The sequence below is a fragment of the Methanolapillus africanus genome (genome assembly GCF_032714475.1).
GTDB lineage: Archaea > Halobacteriota > Methanosarcinia > Methanosarcinales > Methanosarcinaceae > Methanolapillus > Methanolapillus africanus.
On sequence record NZ_JAWDKD010000015.1, the window covers coordinates 58,731 to 82,694 of the forward strand.

General features: G+C 44.2%; 20 protein-coding genes and 1 pseudogene. 8 read left to right on the top strand and 13 right to left on the bottom strand.

Going from position 1 to position 23,964, the window contains the following annotated elements; genetic code table 11:
* Positions 1-74 precede the first annotated feature (74 nt).
* Positions 75-197, top strand: coding sequence for a hypothetical protein (locus MsAg5_RS04100; protein WP_338099350.1), 123 nt, complete (start codon positions 75-77; stop codon positions 195-197).
* A gap of 350 nt (positions 198-547) precedes the next feature.
* On the opposite strand, the gene MsAg5_RS04105 is transcribed toward MsAg5_RS04100, so the two are convergent.
* The 9 genes and pseudogenes from MsAg5_RS04105 to MsAg5_RS04145 all read right to left on the bottom strand — a co-directional run bounded on the left by MsAg5_RS04105 (position 548) and on the right by MsAg5_RS04145 (position 9,359).
* Positions 548-1,651 carry a radical SAM protein gene (locus tag MsAg5_RS04105; protein ID WP_338099351.1) on the bottom strand — a complete coding sequence of 368 codons (1,104 nt, stop codon included), beginning with the start codon at positions 1,649-1,651 and terminating at the stop codon, positions 548-550.
* A gap of 532 nt (positions 1,652-2,183) precedes the next feature.
* Positions 2,184-2,489 carry a 50S ribosomal protein P1 gene (gene rpl12p, locus MsAg5_RS04110; RefSeq protein WP_338099352.1) on the bottom strand — a complete coding sequence of 102 codons (306 nt, stop codon included), beginning with the start codon at positions 2,487-2,489 and terminating at the stop codon, positions 2,184-2,186.
* A 71-nt stretch (positions 2,490-2,560) separates the two neighbouring features.
* A pseudogene (locus tag MsAg5_RS04115) lies at positions 2,561-3,457 on the bottom strand (50S ribosomal protein L10); the annotation flags it as partial.
* Positions 3,454-4,095, bottom strand: coding sequence for a 50S ribosomal protein L1 (locus tag MsAg5_RS04120; protein WP_338099353.1), 642 nt, complete (start codon positions 4,093-4,095; stop codon positions 3,454-3,456). The gene MsAg5_RS04120 and the pseudogene MsAg5_RS04115, both read right to left, overlap by 4 nt.
* Before the next feature lie 281 nt (positions 4,096-4,376).
* Positions 4,377-4,862: a 50S ribosomal protein L11 gene (locus MsAg5_RS04125; protein WP_338099354.1), complete on the bottom strand. Its 486-nt coding sequence runs from the start codon at positions 4,860-4,862 to the stop codon at positions 4,377-4,379.
* Positions 4,863-5,152: 290 nt separating this feature from the next.
* A complete protein-coding gene (locus MsAg5_RS04130) occupies positions 5,153-5,629 on the bottom strand; it encodes a transcription elongation factor Spt5 (protein ID WP_338099355.1) in 477 nt (158 codons plus the stop codon).
* Positions 5,626-5,817, bottom strand: a complete 192-nt coding sequence (locus MsAg5_RS04135) for a protein translocase SEC61 complex subunit gamma (RefSeq protein WP_338099417.1) — start codon at positions 5,815-5,817, stop codon at positions 5,626-5,628. The genes MsAg5_RS04130 and MsAg5_RS04135 overlap by 4 nt, the downstream gene beginning before the upstream one ends.
* Positions 5,818-6,215: 398 nt before the next feature.
* A complete protein-coding gene (ftsZ, locus tag MsAg5_RS04140; protein ID WP_338099356.1) occupies positions 6,216-7,340 on the bottom strand; it encodes a cell division protein FtsZ in 1,125 nt (374 codons plus the stop codon).
* A gap of 456 nt (positions 7,341-7,796) precedes the next feature.
* Positions 7,797-9,359 (bottom strand): proteasome-activating nucleotidase, encoded by a 1,563-nt coding sequence (locus MsAg5_RS04145; protein WP_338099357.1) that lies wholly within the window; start codon positions 9,357-9,359, stop codon positions 7,797-7,799.
* 372 nt (positions 9,360-9,731) lie between these two features.
* On the opposite strand from MsAg5_RS04145, the gene MsAg5_RS04150 reads away from it, so the two are divergent.
* From MsAg5_RS04150 to MsAg5_RS04170, 5 genes are all read left to right on the top strand, one after another.
* Positions 9,732-10,235 carry a multiprotein bridging factor aMBF1 gene (locus MsAg5_RS04150; RefSeq protein WP_338099358.1) on the top strand — a complete coding sequence of 168 codons (504 nt, stop codon included), beginning with the start codon at positions 9,732-9,734 and terminating at the stop codon, positions 10,233-10,235.
* 89 nt (positions 10,236-10,324) lie between these two features.
* On the top strand, positions 10,325-11,563 hold the full coding sequence (locus MsAg5_RS04155) for a cytidine/deoxycytidylate deaminase family protein (protein WP_338099359.1): 1,239 nt from the start codon (positions 10,325-10,327) through the stop codon (positions 11,561-11,563).
* Between the two features lie 33 nt (positions 11,564-11,596).
* Positions 11,597-12,292 (top strand): DUF5591 domain-containing protein, encoded by a 696-nt coding sequence (locus MsAg5_RS04160; RefSeq protein ID WP_338099360.1) that lies wholly within the window; start codon positions 11,597-11,599, stop codon positions 12,290-12,292.
* An 88-nt stretch (positions 12,293-12,380) separates the two neighbouring features.
* Positions 12,381-13,184 (top strand): A24 family peptidase C-terminal domain-containing protein, encoded by an 804-nt coding sequence (locus MsAg5_RS04165; protein ID WP_338099361.1) that lies wholly within the window; start codon positions 12,381-12,383, stop codon positions 13,182-13,184.
* Positions 13,185-13,246: 62 nt separating this feature from the next.
* Positions 13,247-14,107, top strand: a complete 861-nt coding sequence (locus MsAg5_RS04170) for a hypothetical protein (protein WP_338099362.1) — start codon at positions 13,247-13,249, stop codon at positions 14,105-14,107.
* Between the two features lie 9 nt (positions 14,108-14,116).
* On the opposite strand, the gene recQ is transcribed toward MsAg5_RS04170, so the two are convergent.
* The 4 genes from recQ to MsAg5_RS04190 all read right to left on the bottom strand — a co-directional run bounded on the left by recQ (position 14,117) and on the right by MsAg5_RS04190 (position 20,573).
* Positions 14,117-16,684: a DNA helicase RecQ gene (gene recQ, locus MsAg5_RS04175; protein WP_338099363.1), complete on the bottom strand. Its 2,568-nt coding sequence runs from the start codon at positions 16,682-16,684 to the stop codon at positions 14,117-14,119.
* A gap of 189 nt (positions 16,685-16,873) precedes the next feature.
* Positions 16,874-17,068, bottom strand: coding sequence for a 30S ribosomal protein S17e (locus MsAg5_RS04180; protein WP_338099364.1), 195 nt, complete (start codon positions 17,066-17,068; stop codon positions 16,874-16,876).
* Between the two features lie 729 nt (positions 17,069-17,797).
* Positions 17,798-19,060, bottom strand: coding sequence for a diaminopimelate decarboxylase (gene lysA, locus MsAg5_RS04185; protein ID WP_338099365.1), 1,263 nt, complete (start codon positions 19,058-19,060; stop codon positions 17,798-17,800).
* A gap of 283 nt (positions 19,061-19,343) precedes the next feature.
* Positions 19,344-20,573, bottom strand: a complete 1,230-nt coding sequence (locus tag MsAg5_RS04190; RefSeq protein ID WP_338099366.1) for an ATP-binding protein — start codon at positions 20,571-20,573, stop codon at positions 19,344-19,346.
* A gap of 508 nt (positions 20,574-21,081) precedes the next feature.
* On the opposite strand from MsAg5_RS04190, the gene MsAg5_RS04195 reads away from it, so the two are divergent.
* Both MsAg5_RS04195 and MsAg5_RS04200 read left to right on the top strand, forming a co-directional pair.
* Positions 21,082-22,386 carry an ATP-binding protein gene (locus MsAg5_RS04195; protein ID WP_338099367.1) on the top strand — a complete coding sequence of 435 codons (1,305 nt, stop codon included), beginning with the start codon at positions 21,082-21,084 and terminating at the stop codon, positions 22,384-22,386.
* 202 nt (positions 22,387-22,588) lie between these two features.
* The gene (locus MsAg5_RS04200) at positions 22,589-23,335 is read left to right on the top strand and encodes an MBL fold metallo-hydrolase (RefSeq protein WP_338099368.1); all 747 of its coding nucleotides are present in this window, start codon (positions 22,589-22,591) and stop codon (positions 23,333-23,335) included.
* Positions 23,336-23,964 lie beyond the last annotated feature (629 nt).

A 23,964-nucleotide genomic window follows, 5' to 3' on the forward strand; every position in this document is an offset into this window, starting at 1 on the left:
AATAATGTGTATCGGAAACTTAGATATTTAAAAATTGCTACAAGGTTTTCGGGGTGGCGGCATGCGCGCGCGTTATGGCGATCATTTTTCTTTTGGATTTCAAAAAGCGGGGTGCCATTTTCTTTTTAAAGGACAGCCCGTTCGTCCGGAGAATTCGAACGCTTCGCGTTCGAATCCCGGACGTTGGGTTTGAATGAGAATTGGTTGGCAGCTGCAAATCGGATCAAGAAAAGACTGTATTGTTAGAAACAGTTGATGCAAAACGGATCAGGAAAAGACTGTATTGTTAGAAACAGTTGGTGCAAAGCGGATTAAAACCTGTATTGTTAGAAACGGTTGATACAAATCGGATCAGGAAAAGACTGTATTGCCGGAAACAGTTGATGCAACCGGTCCCGCTAATTCAGACGCGTTTCGCGTCTGAATTTGCGGAATCCCATAAAATGAACAGATGGAAATTGGAAACAGATACAGTAAATAGGAACAAGAATCAACTGTATTGTAGAAACAGTTGCTGACCCAACCCATAAAATCAAAAATCTAAAATTTAAAGCCACTCGTATCCGTAAAAAGATTCAATGTTGTAATTATTCATCAGCGTCAGCTCGGAATATCCGAAAAACTGACAGCCTTCGCAATTATGAATCTTATCCATTCGTTCACTTTTGCTTTTGTTCCAAACTTCTGTAATCCCATTCACTTTGATGTTGCCGTTTTCATCAAAAACAGATTCAGACAAAACATTTCCGAGCGGTTTGTTGTGAATGCGGCAATTGTACATGTTTTCCGTGTGATCAATCGCCATGATGCTCAAATTGACTTTGCAGTTGGAAATCGGCTTCTGATCCCGCACCATCTTCAAATAAGTTTTGGAATTAATAATCGGATAACCTTTTTTCTTGAGATCAATCAGCTGATTCATGACGTCAACGAATTGCTCTTTCTGGTCTTCTTGAATCAACAAGTCGTCCCAACATGTTTCATTCATGCGTTTGAAAAGATAAATCGGCTCGATCGCCATTTTAACGCCCAATTCTTTGGCCGTATGAAGCAAATCAACGACCTCGTCCAAGTTTTTGGAACTGATGACGCAGTTCATCAACAGAGGCTGGTTCAACTGACCGCTTTCAGCCGCATAACGGATGCCTTCCATGATTTTATCGTAATTGGTTCCCCGGATTTCCTTGGTTGCCGTCGGGCCGTCCATGGAAACCGAAATGTAATCGACGTCGCCGAGATCGTTCATGCGTTTCTTGAGCAAGGTTCCGTTTGTGATCATAAACGTCTTCATGCCGACCGATTTGGCGTATTTCATAATTTCCGGCAAGTCTTTTCGAAGAAGCGGTTCGGTTGACCAAGCGTTGTAAGACAAAATACCGAAATCACGCGCAAGGTCAATAACCTTAAAAATGTCTTCAAGCGGAACGTCGGAAGACGCGCTGCCGGAAGAATCGACACCGGAAGAATTGGATTCGGAAGAGTCGGATTCCAAAGAAATCACATCCGAAGAGAGTTTTTTCTTCCACTCATCGCAAAAAACACAGCGCAGATTGCATTCCGCGTTAACGGAGTGAGAAAGAATCGTTGGGCGCCGTTTAACTTTCATTTGCCAAGCATTTTTGGCCATAAATACAGGATCGAATTTGGACACAAAGAAAAAAGCGTTTGCAGGTTCAAATAGTTTTTTAAGAATTTCCGGTTTGCATCTGCAGGTGCTATTTTTAGATTTCAGTTTGTATCTACAGGTGCTATTTTTAGATTTCAGTTTGCATCAGCAGGTGACTGTTTTCAGTTTCGGTTTCAGGTGCTGTTTTTTAGATTCCGATTGCACCTACAGTTTCCAACAATACAGATGATTCCTTGCTCCATTTTGCATCTACAGTTACTGTTTCCAATTGCATCTAACAAAACTAAAGTCCCCGCAAAAAACAGACGCCAACGGCGTCTGTTTAAGCGGAAACGGCTTTCTTGAATCTTAGAAAATGACAATGCGTTTTTGTTTGAAATCTTCAAAACCGACCCCGTCGATTTTGAAATCCAAAAGAAAATGTGTCGCCATAACGCGCGCGCGTGACGCACGCCACAAAAAACAAAACAGAAAAGGGATTTGGAAAAAATCCAAAAAAAAAGTCCCGCAGGAAAAATCCTGCAGGACTTTGGTTTTCTCAAAAGATTCAGCCGAATTAGCCGAAGAGGGCGCCGAGACCGGCCATGCCTTCTTCTTCGGAGTGGTCTTCTTCTTCGACAACCGGGGCTGCTTCAGCGGCTGCTGCTGCGGCCGGAGCTGCTGCGGCCGGGGCTGCTGCTGCTGCGAAGGCTGCTTTGGAGATGGCTTCTTCGATGTCGATGCCTTCAAGAGCGGCGACGAGGGCTTTCACGCGGGCTGCGTCGACGTCGTTTCCGGCTGCTGTGAGGACAGCGGTGACGGTTTCTTCTGTGATTGTGTTTCCGGATTTGTAGATTAAAAGTGCTGAGTAAATGTATTCCATTTGAATTCACCTTGTATTTTTTGGTTATTTGGTTAATTAATTTTAGTTAATTTATAGTCGATAATTGTTTAAAGGTTTTTTAATTCGTCGTCAACCGCATTGGCGTCTTTGACAGCCACGGTTTTGGCGACGGAAACCATTTCAACGTTTGCTTTTCCGATGAGGATTTCGACAACCGTTTCTTCGAGAATAACCGCTTCAACACCCAAGTTGACAGCTTCCCGGTGAGCCTTCTGGAGGATGGCTTCGATTGTGTCTGCGGTCGGAATCGCAGCATTGACAGACAAGTTGTTGGCTTGTTGGGCAGCGGCCACAAGGTCGGCAAAGATTTTGTCTTCGTCAACAGCCAAAACGCTCGGCAAATAGATTGTTCCGTTTTCGAAAACGGCTCTCAAATTCAATCCGACTTCAAGCGGATAAATTTCGAGTTTGTTGAGCGCTGCGGCCAATTTCGGAGAAACTTTTTCTCCGGCTTTACAAACAACTTTGGATTCCTTGATGGCAATCTTTCCGGCTTCGACAGCCGTCGGGATGCCGGCGGATTGGAATTCGCCCAAAAGCGGGCCCGGCGGAAATCCGGTCGGACCTTTCGTCACGCTGATGTCTGCGGGCGCAATCGCGCCGGCTTTGATCGGGGACGGGGTTTTGGTCTTGGACAGATTCTTGTATAATTTGAACGGGTTGTCGTTCGTGAAGATTAAAGCAGACTGACCTTCGATGTATTGCGTCATCTCGGAAATTTCGTCGCCGCTTTCGTTCAAAGCTTTGGCGTTTAACGTGTTCCGGAGAACTTTCAAGACGGCAGTGCCTTTTAAATCACGTCTCATTGTCTGGATTTGACTGGCCATGATGCCTTCAAAACTGACGACGCCGAAAATCTTGTAGGATTTGATTAAATCTTTCACGTTGTCGACTTCATCCATCTTCCATTGCGGGATTTTTTCCGCGCCACGTGATTCTGTCATCAGATCACCTTCTTGGAAGTGCCCATCGTCGTTGTGACGTGAACAGAGCGGATGTTGTGTTTTCCTTTCACCAATGCGCGTTCAACACGGCCAAGGACGGTTTCGATGTTCTGCGCCAATTTTTCCGGCGGCATGTTTCTGCGGCCGACAGAGACGTGGAACGTCATTTTGTCTTTGGATCTGATGCGAACAGCGCTTTGCTTGGTTTGGATCATATCAGCGATACTTTTTCCCGGAAGAAGCGGAACCGGCATCTTACCGCGCGGACCGAGAACGGTACCGAGGGTTTTACCGATAACCTGCATGTATTGCGTTTCCGCAATGAAGAAGTCACATTCTTCCGCGATGGTTTTGGCGTAGGATTTGTCGTCTTTCATCGCTTCAATGGCGGCATCGTCGAAGACGTAGGCAGCTCCGGCTTGTTTAGCCTGAATGCCAACGTCACCTTTCGCGAAAACTCCGATTTTTAAGTCTTTTCCAAGACCATTCGGAAGAACAACCTCTTCATCGATTCTGTTTTTTGGTTGATTCAGATCGAGATTTTTGAGATTAATCGCAAGGTCGACGCTCTCCATGAAATTGCGTTGAGGCGACTCCTCTAATAATTCTTTTACGATTTCTTCAATTGATACGTCTGCCATTTTAAGGCCTCCCCGTAGTCTTCTAAATTTCACAACGTCCTTGCTGCAAACAGATGTTCACAACGATGACGTCACAATTTTTAAGCGCAGCCGATTTGGCTTTCTACGGTTAATTTTTGAATAAAAACAACAGCATCCAAGGATGCCGATTGTTTCTATAAATGGGATAAGGATTGGTGAAAAATGATAATATTTGAAAATTTGAAATATTGCATGAGCGCCGTTATTATATCATTCAAATGATTCCGACGTCAGATAATATATTCAAATTTATTATCAAATTACCAGGATTCTTTGCTGAGGACGTCGTCGTATTTTCCGGCGTCAATCGCTTTTTGGAATTCGCGGACGTCCATGCCTTCGACGGTCACGCCGACGGAGACACCGGTTCCGGTGACTTCTTTGATGGCGGCTTTTAAGTCGTAAGACAGGAGAACATCTCTCTTCATGCGGGCGATTTTAGCGGCCTGCTGAACCGTGATGTTTCCGACTTTTTCAGCGTTCGGTTTTCCGGATCCTTTTTGGACGCCAGCTTCTTGAAGAAGAAGAGACGCGGTCGGCGGAGTTCCGACTTCGATTTGAACGCTTTTGTCATCAGCAACAATGATTTTGACCGGAACTTGCATTCCGTTGTAATCTTTTGTTTTCTCGTTAATCTGTTCGATCACTTGTTTAATGTTGATTCCGAGAGGACCAAGGGACGGGCCGAGCGGCGGTCCGGGAGTGGCTTTTCCTCCGGGGACTAAGGCTTCAACAGTGCTTACCATTTCATCACCATTTTTATTATAATTAATAAGATTGATAGTTAAATAGAAATTCCGCACTTCCAAAAATGCGGGAGTTCGGGTTCTTAATAAATCGGATTATTTGATTTAAACTTTTCTCATGAAATATCAACAAAATGAATTTGTGAAACGATTCCGTCAAAAATTCATTCCGGTCAAAATTCACAAAAAAATTCAATCATAAATTGGATGGAAAACAGGATTTCATAAACCGGTCAACCCGGATTATGAATCTGAAATCTAAAACTGAATTAAACTGAATTAATTTGTTCTTACTCTTCTTCCTTTTTCAGCACGCGAACCGTGTCGCCGCGAATCGTAATCGGAATCGGAACGACGGCGTCGAACAACTCGACGGTGATTTCGTCATGCTGGCCGGTACCGATGCGTTTGACTTTGGCTTTTTCGCCTTTGAACGGACCGGACGTGATTTCGATGATCGATCCTTCCGTAATGCCGGTGGAAATCGGCTTGGGTTTAAGGAAGTGTTCAATTTCGCCGATGGTCGAGTGGCTTTTGAGCATAGATTTGGCGTGCGGGACAGCTTGAATCAAACTGTCAATCACATCGGAGCGCGGCGTTTCAACAAAAACGTAGCCTTTCAGCTCTTCGGGAGCCAAAATGGCGCGCACGTCCAAATGCTCTTTTTTGGCCACCAAGGCCATGGACTTCGCCACTGATTTTTCCTGATTGACGGTCGTCTTCACAATAAAGATTTTGACGTCGTCGCTGCCTTCAACTTCACTCATATGATCATCTGCGGGAAGACATCCATTAACACATAGAAAAGGAAGCCCACAATACCGATGGCTAAAATACCGGCAGCGGCCACCTTCGCGATGGTCAGGAACTCTTGTCTGGAGGGTTTCTTTGCCAATTTCAAAATTCTGAAATAAGAACGAAGGGTCGGAACGATGTTGTTGATCGATTCCTTAATTTTATCTGTTTTATTGCCTGTTTCCGACAATTTTTCACATCCGAATTATTAAATAACGTAATATGTGAAGGGGCATTACGCCCTAATCATATATAATTAAATCCTTTTTATTTGCCGAAAACCGCGCGGCTTCAAAGATTTCGAGCCTCACAGGTATCCGAGCAAAAACTCAAAAAAGATACGCACGCGTAAATACGTTTCTCCTAAATATACCTTACCATTTGTGAGACGTAAAAACAAAATGCAGTTCATCCGCAACGGCGGCGCCATGCGCGCGCGTTACGGCGAAGGCTTTTCAAAAATCGTCAAAAACGAAGGACTGTTTTTAAAAACAAAATAAAAAAAAAGAGAAGAAAAGAAAAAGAGAAAACTCTTTTTCGATTTTAATTTTTAAATTATTACTCGACAAAGTCGATGCCGTATTTCATAGCGATGGATGTGCCGCTGCCTTGTCCGTAAATTTGGGAGGACTTGACGCCGGTCACGATAATCATCGTGCGGATCTTGTTTTCGAGTTTCGGGTCGACGCGGGCACCCCAAATGAGGCGGGCGTTCGGGTCGATTCTGTTGTGGACTTCTTGGACCACAGTTTGCGCTTCTTCGATGGTCATGTCCGGACCGCCGGTCACGTTCACGAGCGCAGAGGTGGCGTCGGAAATGTCGACGTCGAGAAGCGGGCTTCTGAGAGCCTTTTGGATGGATTCGACCGCTTTGTTTTCGCCGGAGGATTCGCCCAGACCAATCATGGCGACGCCGCCGTTTTGCATAATGGTGCGGATATCGGCAAAGTCGACGTTCACAAGTCCGTCTTCGGTGATGGATTCCGTGATTCCTTTCACGGCGCGCATCAGCACTTCGTCGCAAACCTTAAAAGCGGCTTGGAGCGGTAATTTCGGGACCATTTCAATCAAACGGTCGTTCGGAATAACGATAACGGTGTCGGCGACATCGCGGAGGCGTTCAAGACCGGCTTCGGCGTTGGATCTGCGCACGCGGCCTTCGACCGCAAACGGCAAGGTGACGACCGCAATTGTTAATGCGCCCGCCGCGCGGGACGCTTCGGCCACGACCGGAGCGGATCCGGTACCGGTACCGCCGCCAAGACCGGTGGTGATGAAAACCATGTCGGCGCCGTCGACCGCCTTGCGGATGTCGTCCACGCTTTCAACAGCGGCGTCTTCGCCGACTTGCGGCAAACTGCCGGCCCCGAGACCGCGTGTTTTCTTTTTTCCGATGAGGATTTTTTTGTTGGTGCCGATTTTTAAAAGGTGCTGCGCGTCGGTGTTCACCGCGTAAAGTTCAGCGCCGGAGATGCCTTCTTCAAGCATTCTTTGAATGCTGTTGGAACCGCCGCCACCGCAGCCGATGACTTTAATGTTGGTTTTTAAGCCTTCCAAAAAGGCCCGGAGTTCTTCGTCAACATCTTCTCCGGCAAGATTGACGTTGTTATAAGATGATTGGTAGCGGGTGTCGCGTTCCTCTCTGGCGGTGCGTGCGAGTGCTTCTTCGACGATGGATTTCATGTGTGAACCTCTTATTTTTTCAAAATCGCGGGCTGATTTTCTACCGGTATTTCGGTACAAAGTGGACATCAGCCATTGAAAATTCAAATCATTGAATAACCGAGATAAGATATAATTTTTAAATCACATTGACTTAAAATTTATCACAATATTAGATTATTGGTATTAATACTTTTTATTTCATTTAAAATGATTTTCCAAGAATCATTCTGGGTATATATTCCCATGGTATAATATATGTTTTTTGATACATTGATGCCAACAGCCGCAAAACGGTTATTTTTGAGACAAAATGAAAAAGAGACATCAATTTTTTCAAAAGTCAGGGAAACGTGTCGCCATAACGCGCGCGGCGGCGCCCGCCAAAAAAGAAAAAAAAGAGAAACTAAAAAAAGAAAATAATAAAGAAAAGAGAATCACCGGCCAAACCGGTGACTCAAAATTCAAACGTTGCGTTTACGAGAACATGTTTTCCGGGACCGGAAGCATTTGTTCCTTCTTCTTGGAACTCATCACTTTTTCTTTGGCGTTGATGAAGTCGATTTTTTGAATCGAATCCTTTTCCTCGCGAACGGCAAACATACCGGCTTCCGTGACGATGGCCTTTAAGTCGGCGCCGCTGGTGCCTTCCGTCATTTTGGCCAGTTCCTTGAAATTGATGTCCGGCGACAAGTTCATTTTTGTCGAGTGAATCTTCAAGATTGTCTCACGGCCGGCTTCATCCGGCAGCGGCACAAACACCATCCGGTCAAAACGGCCGGGGCGGAGAATGGCCGGGTCCAAGATGTCCAGCCGGTTGGTGGCGGCAATGATTTTCACATTGGTGCGGCGGCTGAATCCGTCCATTTCGGCCAGAAGCTGCATGAGCGTCCGGTGAATTTCACGGTCGGCGCTGGTCGTGTCGTCCAGGCGGCGGGAGGCGATCGAGTCCACTTCATCAATGAAAATGATCGACGGGGCTTTCTTTTGAGCCATTTCAAACAGCTCGTGAACCATTTTGGCGCCGTCACCGATGTATTTTTGAACCAGTTCGGAGCCGACGACGCGGATGAACGTGGCATTCGTCTTGTTGGCGACGGCTTTGGCGATCATCGTCTTGCCGGTGCCCGGCGGCCCGTAAAGCAAAGCGCCTTTGGGCGGCTCAATACCGATGCGTTCGAAAATTTCCGGCTTGATGAGCGGCAGTTCCACCACTTCGCGAATCTCGCGCAGCTGGTCGCCCAAACCGCCGATTTGTTCGTAAGTGACGTCGGACGATTCGATCAGTTCCAAAGCGGAGACTTCCGGCTCTTCCAGAATCGGAAGAACTTTGGCAATCGAAAACGTTTGCTGGTTGAGGGCAACGTTGGCGCCCGGCGGCAGCTCTTTTTCCGTCATTTCAACCGGCGCGCTCACCACGAGCTGCGGTCCGGCGGAACTGCGGACGACGACGTTTTCGTTGTCGATCATTTTGACGACCGTCCCCAAGAGAAGCGGCGTTGTCTTCATGCGGTCGAGTTCGGCCCGGAGGCGGCGGGTTTCGCGTTCAAAGTGGATACGTTCATAATCAGCCGTCTTCTTTTCGGTTTCCAAATGTGTGATCCGCTCGCGCAGGAAGGTGTTGTCTTCGGTGTTTTTGATGAGCTCGTCGCGCACTTTGGACAAATCGCCGCGGGCTTCGCTCAAGCTGTCTTTAATCGCCAGAATCTCCTTTCTGGACCGCTCAAGCGTCCGCTTCAAGTCGTCCCGTTCCTCAGACAATCTTTTGAAATCGTCCTGAAACTCTTGGGAAACCGCGACGCTCTTTTCGATTTCATTAAGGAAAGCGCGGCGTTCGGCTTCAAAGTTTTCTTTTAAGATTTTGACTTCTTCCAGTCGTTGTGCCGAAATTGTTTTTGTTCTTTTCAGCAAAGTTTCCGCTTTCTTCAGCTCGTTTTGAAGGCGGGTAATTTCCTGACCGGAGATATCTTCCGATAACGGCTTTGCCTTACCGGATTCTGAATAAATGGGTTTGTCTCTGGAATTGACCATATTTGCCATTTTGTATCCCCCTTTGTCACTGTTTTTGTGTATGTGTTCTATTCTTTGAATTTAAATTAAAGTACACCCAATAAATTTGATAGATATATATGCCTTTCTCATTTAACTCTTCTTCGGCGTTAATAAAAGGACTTTTCAACGGCGTTTTTTTCACCGGTTCGATTCGGAAGTGAACCCATAAACAAAAATAAAACTATTAATATATAAAAACGTTCATAATAAAATATCTTCGCAAAAATAAAATCATTAAATTGAAATAGAAATGATTCTTTTCATCCCACACTTTCCATTCATTATATAATGTATAGATGCGAATTTAAGAGACAATAATTTTAAAAAAGAACAACAAAACCAAAAACAAGTGATAATTCTATGGAAGCAAAAGAATGTGAGATTTGCGGTAAAAAGATCAGAGGAGACACCACAACCATCAAAATCGAAGGCGCTGAATTCAACGCCTGCCAAGAGTGTACGAAACTCGGCCCTGTCGTGGTGAAAAAGCAAACGATTGCTCCCCAGGTCAGTTCGTCCGCGCCTGTGAAGCACGTCAAAAGTCCAACCGGCACCCGCCCCGCTAAAAATTACTTTGCGGACTTGGACAACGAGATTGTGGAAGATTACGACGTCGTGATCAAAAAAGCCCGTGAAGCCAAAGGCTTGACGCAGGAAGAGCTGGCGCTTCAAATCAAAGAAAAGGCGCCCTTGATTAAGAAAATCGAAAGAAAGGAAATTCATCCGGAAGAAGCCGTCATTCGAAAACTGGAAAGAGCGCTCGACATTCAGTTGATGGAATCCAAAGAAACCGGCGAAACGTTCCAAAGCCACAAAACCGGCGGCGCAACGCTTGGCGACATCGCTTTTGTGAAAAGAAAATAATTTGAAAAATTATTTTCTTCTTTTTTTTAACAACGTTGACTGTACAAATATTTTATAAAAAATAAAAATCAAGAATCGGAGATGTCACTATGTTTAACGAACCCGCGGATGAAAATATGAACAGCTTGGATGAGTTTGCAAAACAGCGTGTTTTGATGCAAGCCGATATCGCCGCTTCAGAAAAATCATATGGTGTCGGCGGTGTGTTGATTAACCTGAAAACCGGCGCGTTCATTAAAGAGATGCATAACACGGTGATTGCAAGGGATAATGACCACGAACAAAGCCGGCTGAAAGATCCGACCGCTCACGGCGAAAGACAGCTTGTCGATTGGTATTTTATGAACAAAACCGAATTGAACCTGCCCGAACCCAAAGATATTTTGTTGGTGACGTCGCTTGACCCTTGTTTAATGTGTACCGGTTCCACTTTATCCGCCGGTTTTAACGTCATCATCGTGGCGCTTGATGAAAACGCCGGAATTAACTGGGACAGCACATACCGGTTCAACCCTCTTGAAGGTCCTGTCTTGAATCAGATAAAGAACAATTTTATTTACCCGAAAGTTGCCGGCGATCCGGTCCGCCAAGGATATGGAAAAGTTCCGCTGTTCACAAACCCGGTTTTATCTCAACAAGTGGTTGAAGGCTGTAAAAACGCTTTTACCAGCGGCGCGAACGTTGCGCGAAGCATTGTGAAGGATATTGTCCCTTATGATAAGCTGCTGGATTTGTCAATGCCGACGGCTCCGGCACATATCATTCAAGCGTTAAAAGCCGAATGTCCGGATGCTTTGGCCTACAAAACCCGATCAAAAAGCAAAACGCCGGACGAAGGGCTGGCCCAATATTTGATTGCGGCGGCAAAAGAAGATATCAAAAACGGCGGTGATGGTGATGCTGTTGCATTTATCGATCCGTTCGGCAACCTGCTGATGTGTAAATCCGGAAAGAAGAGTATTTCCCCGATTCGATCGGCTTTTATGGAAACGGTGAGAGCCTATCAAAAAGTACGGTACGATTTGTCCAAAACATCAAACACCGATCTGAAATATTTGTGCGACCCCAGCTTCGGCACTTTTGTGTTTGTGAAGGGCTTTGACAAATCCGCGCCGAGCTTCACCGATTTTGGCGCTTACGGCTCGACCATGCTCAATGCGCCGATGCCGGAGAATCTCCAATACATCATTCCGCGCATTGATCATAACGAGCTGCTCAATTACATTGGCGGAATGCCGAAACGGTACGGCAATATCATCAAACCGGTTGTGGTTAAAGATCAGAACTTAGTCAACCGCATGAAGGCGGCGTTGACAAACACGCCTTGAAATATTAATACAAAGAACGCGTAAACCACAGCCATGTCTCGCATCATTCCCGAAAATGAACGGTCGGCCGAACCGCTCGACACTGAAAATATCATTCACCACCCGGATATGGTCCGCGCCAACGAGTGGGTCGTGACCGAATATCAAATTCCGGTCCGGAAAATTTGCATTTTCGTCCCGTGTTCTAAGAAAAAACCGTACCATGAAAGCCCGTCCCACCGCCAGTTCGACAAAGTGATTTTTTCCATGCTGGAACAAGACGACGTTCACATTGTGACGTTCGGCACGTGCGGCGTCGCCCCGCGGGAATTGGATATGGAATATCCGTTTATGGATTATTCGTTCATGATGGGAAAATGCAATGTGGCGAAAGTGAAACGGGATTTCTTAAAAACAGAAGTCAAACGTCTTTCCGAGTATTTGATCCGCACCAAAGACAATTACGAATACAGAATCGCTTACTGCATCGGCGATTTCCGGGAAGCGATGACAAAGGCAGCTGAAGAAACCGGCATCAATGTCGTGATTATTCCGTCGGCGGAAACGATTGAAAAAAACATCCAGCCGAATAAGAAATTTGTTTACAACAGCTTGTCCTGTCCGGATTATTTGGACGATTTCGGAAACGCCATTCGGCAAGCTATGGATGCGACCGGCATTTCACCGAAAGGGAACGCGGACGTGAAATGCGAAAGCGAAACGGATGATATTGAATGGTATGAGTTGTAAAACGCATTCCAATCAATTATAATTTTAAATTTTATCCTTTTTGAAATTATTTAAAAACAGATAAAAGCAATCGTTTTTTCTAAAAAGCATGGATTTTCTGTCGCTGCTTTTTAAGATCAAAATTCTCCTCTGCCTCTTCTTTTTGGCAGCTGCGTCCCGTCAAGACTTGAAAACGCGTACCGTTTCTGATTCAATTTGGATCAAACTGTTGTTTTGCAGCCTTCCAATCCTCATTATTGAAACATATTTTTTAGGAATTTCACACGTCATTTCAATCGTCGGAACCGTGTTTTTGATGTTTGCCATTTCCGCCGCCCTTTTTTATTTCAGAATATTCGGCGGCGCCGACACCAAAGCCCTGATTTGTCTGTCGATTTTGTTTCCGGAAGACCCGATTTCGTTTTTTGAATCTGCGGCCATGACAACGCTGATGAATTCCGTGATTTTCATATTCGTTCTGCCGATCTTCTTGCTTTTGAAAAATATAAAAAATTTCAAACAACAAAACACAAAACCCGCATTAAAAGAGCTGCCGCTTTTTTTGATCGGCTGCAAAACCGATATTTTGAAATTGACGGCAGAATCGGCCGGAAAACAAAAAATAAACGGTTATCCGCTTTTGATGGAACGGTACGATTTTTCAAATTCAAATACAATAACGTCTAAAAAAATCGTTTTGACTGGCATCGATTTTCGGAACGAAGATGAACAAAGATATGTCCGAAAACTCCGACAAATGATCCGGCGCGGAAAAATTAGCCGGATGGGATGGGTAACACCCGGAATTCCGTATCTGATTCCGTTGACGGCCGGTTTTTTAATATCAGTAGAAGTTGGAAATTTATTTTTGAAAATAGTTTTAATTTTATTCAAATACATTTATATTTGTTAAGAGCAATAAAATGCGGAAAAGAACAAATAAAATTATTTTCAAAAAATGATTGGAAGACGCCTATGAATTTTTTAGACAAACTCGGTCAAAATGAATCCAAAAAAACAAAAGTGATCCGCGAGGCCAACCGAAAAACGCTCGGATGGCGGGCAACGATTTTGGAATTGATTTTAGCTTTGGTTTTGGCGGCGATTGTCGCCGGAATTTTACTTTATCTCAATGTTGAAATTGAACCGACAAGCCTGATCAGTATTCTTTTGACATTTTTACAAGTGACGGCTGCGCTTCTCGCCATCATTATCGCCAGTTTGACGATTATCGTGTCGCTGTTTCCGGAACATGATGAAAAGAAATACCGGCAAAAGGAAAAATATTTCATCGAAACCGTGATGGCGCACTATAGAAATGCACTCGGATGCTTAGTCACAATTATTATTTTGATTTTTTCAATCATCGTCACGTCTTCCATTCATCAAGTCCGCGACATTACAGATATCATCCTCAGCGTTGCGGTTTTTCTGTTTTTATATTCCCTTCTTTTGGCGCTGCGCTCCATTAAAGCGACCATCGTTTACGGATTTATTCAAGAGGACCCGGTTTTAACGGACGAAATTAAAGAAAAGATTGCGCCGATTACGGAAAATTCCGATATCATTGATTTGAAAGAAGAAAAGAAACCGGAGAAGACAGAGGAAAGCGGTGTAAAAACAGAAGAGAAGGCCGGCGAAAAAAAAGAAACCGTCAAGAAAACCGAGAAGAAGGAAGATAAAACATTGCTTGAGACGGATATGGAAAAAACGATTGAAAAGAAGAAAGCCGAAAAGGCCGAGAAAAGCGATGCCGACGGCTCTGAAAAAACCACACGTCCTGCAGAAAAATCCGTCAAAAAAGAAGATAAAAAAGAGAACAATATCAACAATTAATTGAATCATTCATTTTTCTTTTTTCATTTTTTGAAGAATGAGCGCCTTCACCAGCCGAACTTCGCCGTCTGTGCAATCGCCGTCCGATTTTTCAATAATACTTGAAGCGGCCAGCCGTTTGATAAATTCGGTTTGGAATTCTTGAATGATTTCTTCAATCTGCGCCTGTTTTTGAACTGAGATCAAAGCGCTCAAATCGTTTATTTGACCGTCCGAAATCAATTCTTCCACATGCGCCGTCACCTTGGAAATCGGCAGACCACGGATTTCGGCAATTTCACCGGCGGAAAGTCCTTGGGAAAACAAATTCAGCGTTTTGCTGAGATCGTCATCCGAAAATGAATCGTCTGAAATCAGAGAGGCGCCGGCTGCGGCATCCGAACCCGAGCTTTCGGTTTCAATGACGCTTTGTTTGGATTTGGACGGCTTTGGCGCCGGCTCTTCACCCATATAATCCACAATTTCTTCAATAAACAACCGGCCGTACTTGTGAAGTTTGTATTCCGCAACGCCCGAGATTTTCAAGAAAGCCGCGTCGTCCGCCGGAAAATCGGTCGCCATTTGTTTGAGACTGGTGTCGGCAAAAATAATATACGGCGGCAGGTTTTTGTCGGCGGCGATTTTCTTTCGGAGAACTTTGAGGCGTTCAAACAAAGCCGGATCGAACGATCCTTTTTTAACGGAGCGGACCGCTTGTTTTTCCGGCGATGCTTTCTTGGATTTGGCCGGAGCTTTTTCCGGAATCGAAATGGTTCTTGTCTCCGTTTGAACCGAAACAGTCACCGGGTTTTTGTCGAGTTCGTCCGACAAAAGCGAACGCCGGCCGTTGTAGACCATCGCGCCGCCCGACGCGTCAAAGTCGCCGCCGATTTCTTCATCGGAATCGAAATCAACCACATCGTCTTCTTCAAATTCGATATCGTCGTCACCATCTTCTGCAGCCGACGCCGGAACCGCATATTCGGAATTCACATTTGTTTTAGAAATTTTAGAGACAAGCGGCTCCGTCAGTTCAACCGTAAGCGTTCCGGCTAAAACCTTTCGGCTTTTTTCATTCATTTTGACGATCGGATAACGTTCGCCGCTGACGCTGAGGCAGCCGGACTGCACCAATTCGTTGCCGATGCGTTTCCATTCATCTTTGGAAACCGTTTTGCCTGAGCCGTGCACTTCCAAGCGGTCATGCCGGCATTCGCGAACCTTTTTGGTTCGGGCGCCGTACAAAACGTCAATGACGTGCGACATGCCGAACTTTTGACCGGTTTCGGACACGCAGCGAATCAGCATCTGCGCCTGTTTCGTGCCGTCGAATTTTTCCCGCGGGTTGGCGCAGGAATCGCAGTTGTTGCACGGCGTCGTCAGATTTTCCCCAAAGTAGCGGAGCAGTTCGTTGCGGCGGCACTCCGTGCTTTCGCAATAACTCATGATTTGAGACAATTGCTGGAAAGCCAAATCGCGTTCCTTTTTGCTCGGCTTTTTCTCAATAAAGAAACGAATTTTATGCCAGTCGCCGCGATTGAAAAAGAGAATACATTCGCATTCCAAGCCGTCACGGCCGCCACGGCCGGTTTCTTGATAATAGCTTTCCAGATTTTTCGGGAGATCGTAATGAATCACGAATCGGACGTCGGGTTTATCGATGCCCATGCCGAAAGCGACCGTCGCGACAATAACGTCAACGTCGTCGCGGATGAATTTGTCTTGGTTTTTGGCGCGCTTGTCGTCGGAAAGTCCTGCGTGGTACGGCAGCGCTGAAAATCCGGCTTTGTTGAGCCGTTCCGCCAGCCGTTCCACGGATTCACGGCTTTGGCAGTAAATGATGCCGGACTTGCCACGGTTTTTTTTCAAATAAGAAATAATTTGTTCGTTGGGATCCTTCTTTTCAACGATCTGGTAGGACAAGTTGGGCCGGTTGAAACTGGAAATTTTAACAACCGGATTTTTAAGATGCAAAACAGAAACGATGTCTTTACGCACCCGTTCGGTGGCGGTTGCCGTGAGCGCGACCATGCCGACGTCCGGAAACAGCGACCGGAGTTCCGACAGTTTGCGGTATTCCGGGCGGAAGTCGTGTCCCCATTCGGAAACGCAGTGCGCTTCGTCGATGGCAAAAAGACTGATGTCGGCTTTTTTGAGCATGGAAAGCGTTCCCGACATCATCAGGCGTTCGGGCGCCATGTAAAGAATTTTGAGATCGCCTTTCATGAGCCGGTTTTTGACATCCGCAGACTCTGTTTCCGAAAGCGTGCTGTTCAAATACGCAGTCGGGATGCCGGCGGCCAGGAGTCCGTCCACTTGGTCTTTCATGAGGGAAATCAGCGGCGAAACGACGATGACCGTCCCTTTCATCATGAGCGCCGGAATTTGATAGCAAATCGATTTGCCGCCGCCGGTCGGCATGAGGACAAAAACATCTTTCCCGGCAATGATTGACCCGATCACTTCTTCCTGATTCGGGCGAAAAGTTGTGTATCCGAAGTATTTTTCAAGAACCGTATGCATTTCCGACCGTGTTTGGGATGGGATTTCAATGGCATCGACGGCTTGGGGGCGGGTTTCCGCATAAATTTCTGACATTCTTCTCAATCTTATGTTTCATCACTTAAAAGGGCTTTTGGTAAGCAGAGTGAAAGTAAAAAACGGCGCCGGATTTTGACGGACGGGCGATGGTGCGCAACGAAGACAGCATCCGCTTTTCGGAAAAAGTAAAAAGAAAAGAAAGGGTCGGCTTTTTAAAAGCCGAAAAATGAAAACAAAAGTGATTAATTAGTATTTCGGGGCGCGTCTGACCTTTCTGGTGACGTAGCCGGCCACTTTGTTGCGGATGACTTTGCTTTCGATGGTCGTGTATTTGGACACAAGGATCTTGTTTTCGTCGAAGTCGCCGGTGAAAGTGTCGCCGTAGGTGTTTAAGAGTTTGAATGTAATCGTTTTGATGTTAGACTGTCTTATGTTTCCCATAATATCTCCTTCTGTTGTTGTTAATGTTAAATCTTCTTGAAATGATGAGCGTGATAAAAATAAAGCTGTCACGAGAGTTCGCGACATAATGTGATCTTTAAATTTATACCTTTTGATTTCGTGGAGGTCCTCAAATGAATTTCCTTATTTAAATAAATTCCGTTTCAAACTTTGAGAGATTTTTCAGGAATACACAAAAACCCACAAATTTTGATGGAAAAAATCCGTTCTTTTTTTGTTTTTTGGCGGCGGTGCCGCGCGCGTTATAGCGACACATTTTTTGAACGTACGAGTCAGAGGGCAATTTTTTAAAAATAATGCGAATCAATCCACACCCTTTTTTTTAATAACAAGCAAACCAACCCGATTAAATCAGACGCGATTCGCGTCTGATTTAATCGGATTTCGCAGTAATGTTAGATGCAGCCGGTTGCTAAATAAGAAATACAAACTGAAAAATAGTAAACAGAAGGTGCAATCAGTACAGTCAGCAGCAACTGAAAATTAAAATTGGAAACAGCAGGTGCAAATTAAAAATTAGAAATCAATTCCCAACTGCAAACTGAAAGTAAAAAATGAATAAATAAGTAATCTGCATCATATTTTTACAGCAATCCGCCAAGTTCATCCACCCTCACGCCTTCGGCGTTCGGATGTCTGAACTTGCGGTTAGATTGGGAATGTATGCGCTGTATGTGCTGTATATTGCGTATATTGCGCGTGTTAATTTCACTTGAAATTCTTCAGCCCATTCAAATCCAACGTCGCAAAATAATCGTCAATGGTTTCCGCCCGTCTGATTTGCTTAACGCTGCCGTCCGGCCTCAACAGAAGTTCAGCCGATCTGAGTTTTCCGTTGTAGTTGAATCCCATGGCGTAGCCGTGGGCGCCGGTGTCGTGAATCACGAGAAGGTCGCCGCGCTCGACTTTCGGAAGCATCCGGTCAACGGCGAATTTATCGTTGTTTTCACACAAGGAACCGGTGACGTCGTACTTTGTTGTTGCCGGCTGATTTTCTTTCCCGAGAATCGTGATGTGGTGGTACGCGCCGTAAATGCCGGGGCGCATGAGATTTGCCATACAGGCGTCGGTGCCGACGTAATCCTTGTAAATGGATTTCAAGTGGCGGACACTTGTAATCAGGTAACCGTACGGACCCGTGATGACGCGACCGCATTCCAAATACACTTTGGGAGGCGTCAGTCCGTTCTTGACGATGGTTTCATCATAGGCTTTTTGAACGCCGCTTGCGATTTTGTCAAACGACACACGGTCTTGTTCCGGCCGGTACGGAATACCGATGCCGCCGCCGAGGTTTACGAATTCGAATTGGATGCCGACTTTTTTGGAGATTTCAACAATCACTTCAAACAAAATGCGGGCGGTTTCAACGAAATAATCCGGATTGAGCTCGTTGGACGCGACCATCGTGTGCAAACCAAACCGCTTCACGCCTTTTTTCTTGAGAATTTCGTAGCCTTCAAAAAGCTGTTCGCGCGTAAAACCGTATTTGGCTTCCTCGGGCTTTCCGATGAGAGCGTTTCCTTCCTTTAAGGGCCCCGGATTGTACCGGAAACACAAAACGTCGGGGAGACCGGCCGTTTTTTCCAAAACCTCGATGTGAGAAATGTCGTCCAAATTGATGATGGCGCCCATTTCCCTGGCTTTGACGAACTCGTCCGCCGGCGTATCGTTGGAACTGAACATGATGTTTTCGCCGGTGATGCCTGCTTTTTCGGCGAGCAGGAGTTCCGGCAGCGAACTGCAGTCGGCGCCGAATCCTTCTTCTTTGAGAATTTTTAAAATATACGGGTTCGGAAGCGCTTTCACGGCAAAGAATTCCTTAAAACCATTGACCTTGGAAAAAGCCCGCAGCATGTCTTTGGCGTTGGCGCGGATGGCTTTTTCATCATAAATGTGAAACGGCGTCGGGTATGTTTGGATAATTTCTTCGATTTTTTCTTTGGTGAAAGGAAGTTCTTTTGAAACCATTTTAAGGACTCCGATTGTTTTTATTGAATTATTTTTTTATTTTATTGAATTTTATTTTTGATTCAATTGTTTTTGGATAAATCCTAATTTTGAATTGAATAGCTTTGATTCTTATATATTTTTGTTTTTATTTTGATTCTATGTCGATTTGTTTTGTTTGTATTTGTTTTGAGTTATTGTTTTGCAGTGTTTTGGCGAGCGCCGCCGCGCGCGTTATCGCGACACGTTTCATTCAGATATTAGAGACGAAGGGCGGTCTTTGTTCGAGTTGCACATTTTATTTTTAATCAGAATGTCCAATATATTCATGCGCCGGAACCATCCTTACTGTCAATCCGTCTTTTTCAAATTGATCTTTTTGATTGAACGTCACCAACGTTCCTTCCGTCAAATCAAAAAAGGCCATGGCTTCCATCAGACCGTTCAGTTCCCGTTCAAAATTCAAATCGTCGATTTTGTAACAAACTTGAACGGCTTCCTTTGCTTTTCCTTTTTCAAAAACAATGAAGTCGCATTCTCCTTTTTCTTTGAAATAAAAAAGGTCGTCGACTTTGTTTTTGCGGCGCAGATCCAGGTAAATCAGATTTTCAAACCGGTGCCCGATGTTTTCCGTAAACGCGCCGGAAATTTCAGAGATCATGCCGGTATCAATCGAATACACTTTTTTCGGGTTTCGCGCTTGGGACTTAAGTGACCAGCCGAACTGCGGCAAAAATTCAAACAAATACGAATTTTTCAAATAGGAAAAATATTCCAAAATAGTTGTGCTTGATTTGATTCCAAAAAGACCCGTCAGCTTAGAAGCCGACACCGGATTTCCGATGTTCGACATCAAATAAACAGATAATTTTCGAAGTGCTTCAACATCACGGATTGAATATCGAACGGCAATGTCGCGCATTAAAATATCGTCCATCAGCGCCGGTAAAATTCCGCCGCGTGCGGCCGGATTTTTCTTGACGTATTCAGGCATTCCGCCATCTTTTAAGTATTCTTCCAGCGATTTTTCATTGATTTCCAAATTTTTGAGCCGGACATATTCGTGATAGGAAAACGGGAACAATTCCATAGACAAATGCCGGCCGGTCAGCCGCGTTCCGAGTTCTCGGCTGAGCAGGGAAGCGTTAGACCCGGTCACAAAAACGGTATAGCCTTCCGTCAGCAGCTGGCGGACAAAAATCTCCCATCCGTCAATAAATTGAATTTCATCAAAAAACAAAACGTTGATTTTTCGCCGAACGATTTCATCACGGAGACGTGACAAATCCGATGTTTCAAATTCGGCCAGCCGAATGTCTTCAAAATTCAAATAAAGAGCGTCTGTGTATTTTTTTTGGAGCAGCTGAAGCAAAAGCGTACTTTTTCCACATCGACGGATCCCGGTGATGATGGTCGCATAAGATTCCGATATCGGAACACGCTCCAAGTATTCACGATCAAGTCCCGCATCTTTGTTCAAAAAAATATCTTTTTGCATATCAATTGTTGCGGCAATCTGTTCCTGTCTCAGCATAATTTCATTTATTCATTTGAAATATTTAAATTCATCCATTACTAATGGATGAAATCTTTCATTTGTATTGGATGAAATCATCCATTACTAATGGAAGAAACGAATAAACAATATCAATAGATGTTTTTTACACATTATTAATTCCAAATATTGACATATTTGAGTCCGAAATAACAAATGATTTTTAAAAATAAAATTTTATTAAAAATGATTGAATATATTCGAAAGCAAAATTTTATTACATTTGAGTATATATCGGTCTATTTCAAAAATTTCAACTTATAAATTGAATTTGAATCAAAATCAAACCAAACAAAATCAAACGAAATCAAATCTGTTTCATGATTTTCCTTTGACTTAAAATCAAAGCTTGAGAATCATTAGAAATCAAATATATATGCTATGAATTATATAATTATACATTCCGTATAATATGAAATCTATGTAATTCATCCGCTTTGATTTTGGTTGAATCCTATTCAAATTCAAAAAAAGGACAAGGAAAAACATGAGTGAAAAATCATTAAACGTCATCGAGCTTCTCCTGACGGCTGAAATATACAACACGGAAAACAGTTTGTATGCCAACGACATTCCGTCCGAAATCCGGCGCTCTTTTTGGGACAGCAAAATCCGCGGCATCCAAAAACCGATCAAGGTCAACAAGGCGGCCGTGAAAAAAATTTATGACATCGACAACGTCGAAGAAGCCTTAAAGGTCAACGGCAAAAAATTCAGCTACGCCATTTTTGATGAAAATTCGGGAAACATTCGTTTGACCGACGGCGGTCTTGAAGCGGCCGCCCAATGGTTTGAAAAGCAAGACGGTGCAAGCGACAGAATCAATTTGAATCCGGTTCTCGCCTACTATTTCCAAAACGTTTTGAAGCGCGACAACATCAATTACGAAAACACCGCCGCCAAAAACCCGCCCAAAGAAGCTTCCCGCGAATGGATTCAATCCATCATCGAAGAGCTGGAGGATGACAAAGGAAACGGCAAGGAATGGCTGAAATTGGCCTACATTAAAGCGCCGGAAGAAGTTCGGGAAACGATGGAAGAACTCATTTTGACTGAACGCCAGAAAAACGAGCTTCAGAAGATCGAAATGGCCATCAAAAACAAGGACCACTTGAAACAAATCGGCCTTTACGACATCGGAAAAGTGTTGTTCGTGGGACCGCCCGGCACCGGTAAAACGTCGTTTGCTAGAGCCTTATCCAAAAAATTGGCTGTCCCGATCATTGAAGTTCACTTGTCCATGATCACCGACCAATATTTGGGCGAGACGTCCAAAAACATCGACCGTGTGTTCGCGCTTTCCAAGAGATTCAATCCGTGCATCCTGTTTATTGACGAATTCGACTTTATCGCCATGTCCAGAAGCTCCGCCGACGAGCATGCCGCGATCAAACAGGCCGTCAACACCCTTTTAAAGGCAATTGACAACGTCAGTTTGGTCGAAGACGGCGTCCTTTTGATCGCCGCCACGAACCACACGCGCCGCCTCGACGACGCCGTTTGGCGCCGTTTCGATGAAATCGTTGACTTTGAAAAGCCGACCATCGAAATGCGCAAGCAAATTTTGGATTCGATCCTCAAAAAAATCGAAGGCGACATCGACACGGAAGCGATTTCCCGCCGGACGGAAGAATATACGGGATCCGATCTGAGAATGGTTGTCCGGGAAGCCGTGTTGTCGGCTTTGCTTGAAAACCGTTACAATTTGATCCAAACAGATCTGGAAAACGCCATCAAATCCTTTGACAGAAGATCCGGATTGAAATCGGCGTCTTACATCGAAAGCGTTTAAACTTTGAAATATCTTCATCGGGAAAAGGAAACTTTTTCCGATTCATTTATTTACTTCTTTTGTTTTGTTGTTCATGGCTTTTGATGTTGACATCTTGTTATGATGTTATTGTCATTTAGCTTCATTTATTGTCATTTAGTTTCATTTATGTTATTATTTCTGAATTATTTGAATAATTTATTGACTTATTTGGACGAACATCATGAAAATCACGCTTCTCGGAACCGGCGACGCCCCCGGAACGCCCACGATCGGCTGTTCCTGCCCGTCCTGTACGGACGGCAAATTGTCCGGCAGCAAGAGCTCACGCACTCGATTTTCAATTTTGGTTCAAACCGAACAAGGAAACGTGTTAATTGACACCAGCCCCGACATGCGCGCTCAGCTGCTGCGGGAAAATGTTTCTCACGTCGACGGCGTGATTTGGACGCACGGCCACTACGACCACTACGGCGGTTTTGCCGAATTTTACCGTGTTCAGCGGGACGTTTCCGTTTACGGCGTGAAAGAAACGGTCGACTACATCACAAACATTTATTTTTTCATTTCGGCCGATAAACATTACGTCAACCTTCACGAGCCGTTTTCACTCATCGGTCTTGAGTTTTCCCTTTTTGAAGTCAAACACTTCCCGGAAAAGTTGCCGGTTGGCGTTGTCATTTCCGACGGCAAGCACAAAATTGTCATCAGCGGCGACTGTGAAATCGATATTCCCAAAGAAAGTATTGATTACATGCAAAACCCGGACTTGTTTATTGTCGACGCCATCGTTCCGGAACATATGGCCGTTAACAAACATATGAATTCGACGCAGGCATTTGAAATGGCTGAGCAGATTCATGCTAAAAAGACTGTTTTTACGCATTTGAGCCACTTTTATGGGGCTCATGATGTTGAGTGTGAGAAGTATCCGTTGGGGTATGATGGGATGAGTTTTGAATTTGACTGATTTAGATTCATATTGTCGAATGGACAAAAAGAAGAGAAAGACATGAGAATTTATAGGCAATTGATAATTTCTATGATATTTGTTGGTGCTATTTCACTGATAATTTCGGGATTTTTTTATTAGTACGAATATAATTTTTGGTCAAATATTTCTATTGGAATTTTTGCGAGCAGTTGTGTTCTTTTAATTAATGGATTTATTGGGTATTATATTGAAGAGAAAAGACAAATCGCATTATTAAATGACTATATAAAAAAATTATATTGGACTCATCGTGATTTCATTATTTTTCATTTTAGTCGGAATAATTTAGAAAGAGATAATCAAACACTCCGATTAAAAGTTGACCGTGGCATTATTGATCTTTCCATTAAGGATAATGTATTAAAAATAAATGATAATATTGATGAATTATCAAATATATTATTTAGTTTAAATCCAATTGTTGAAGACATCTATTTTTTTAATCCCTGTAAACAAAAAGATTTCAAAAAGATATACGATCTTATAGAGAATTTTTGGAAAAATACTGCTAATACAAAAGAAATTCTTCGAACAGTACTGGCATCACCTAATTCATCAATTGATCAATATAATAGAAAAATCCTTGAATTTTATTCAACCGCCCA

Bases quoted from the DNA above. Each gene is read 5' to 3' on its own strand.
- lysA (WP_338099365.1), bottom strand. From the start codon at position 19,060: ATGGTTTCAAAAGAACTTCCTTTCACCAAAGAAAAAATCGAAGAAATT.
- MsAg5_RS04155 (WP_338099359.1), top strand. From the start codon at position 10,325: ATGTTTAACGAACCCGCGGATGAAAATATGAACAGCTTGGATGAGTTT.
- MsAg5_RS04145 (WP_338099357.1), bottom strand. From the start codon at position 9,359: ATGGCAAATATGGTCAATTCCAGAGACAAACCCATTTATTCAGAATCC.
- MsAg5_RS04100 (WP_338099350.1), top strand. From the start codon at position 75: ATGGCGATCATTTTTCTTTTGGATTTCAAAAAGCGGGGTGCCATTTTC.
- MsAg5_RS04170 (WP_338099362.1), top strand. From the start codon at position 13,247: ATGAATTTTTTAGACAAACTCGGTCAAAATGAATCCAAAAAAACAAAA.
- recQ (WP_338099363.1), bottom strand. From the start codon at position 16,684: ATGTCAGAAATTTATGCGGAAACCCGCCCCCAAGCCGTCGATGCCATT.
- MsAg5_RS04200 (WP_338099368.1), top strand. From the start codon at position 22,589: ATGAAAATCACGCTTCTCGGAACCGGCGACGCCCCCGGAACGCCCACG.
- MsAg5_RS04190 (WP_338099366.1), bottom strand. From the start codon at position 20,573: ATGCTGAGACAGGAACAGATTGCCGCAACAATTGATATGCAAAAAGAT.
- MsAg5_RS04150 (WP_338099358.1), top strand. From the start codon at position 9,732: ATGGAAGCAAAAGAATGTGAGATTTGCGGTAAAAAGATCAGAGGAGAC.
- MsAg5_RS04125 (WP_338099354.1), bottom strand. From the start codon at position 4,862: ATGGTAAGCACTGTTGAAGCCTTAGTCCCCGGAGGAAAAGCCACTCCC.
- MsAg5_RS04130 (WP_338099355.1), bottom strand. From the start codon at position 5,629: ATGAGTGAAGTTGAAGGCAGCGACGACGTCAAAATCTTTATTGTGAAG.
- rpl12p (WP_338099352.1), bottom strand. From the start codon at position 2,489: ATGGAATACATTTACTCAGCACTTTTAATCTACAAATCCGGAAACACA.
- MsAg5_RS04180 (WP_338099364.1), bottom strand. From the start codon at position 17,068: ATGGGAAACATAAGACAGTCTAACATCAAAACGATTACATTCAAACTC.
- MsAg5_RS04120 (WP_338099353.1), bottom strand. From the start codon at position 4,095: ATGGCAGACGTATCAATTGAAGAAATCGTAAAAGAATTATTAGAGGAG.
- MsAg5_RS04195 (WP_338099367.1), top strand. From the start codon at position 21,082: ATGAGTGAAAAATCATTAAACGTCATCGAGCTTCTCCTGACGGCTGAA.
- MsAg5_RS04160 (WP_338099360.1), top strand. From the start codon at position 11,597: ATGTCTCGCATCATTCCCGAAAATGAACGGTCGGCCGAACCGCTCGAC.
- MsAg5_RS04165 (WP_338099361.1), top strand. From the start codon at position 12,381: ATGGATTTTCTGTCGCTGCTTTTTAAGATCAAAATTCTCCTCTGCCTC.
- ftsZ (WP_338099356.1), bottom strand. From the start codon at position 7,340: ATGAAATCCATCGTCGAAGAAGCACTCGCACGCACCGCCAGAGAGGAA.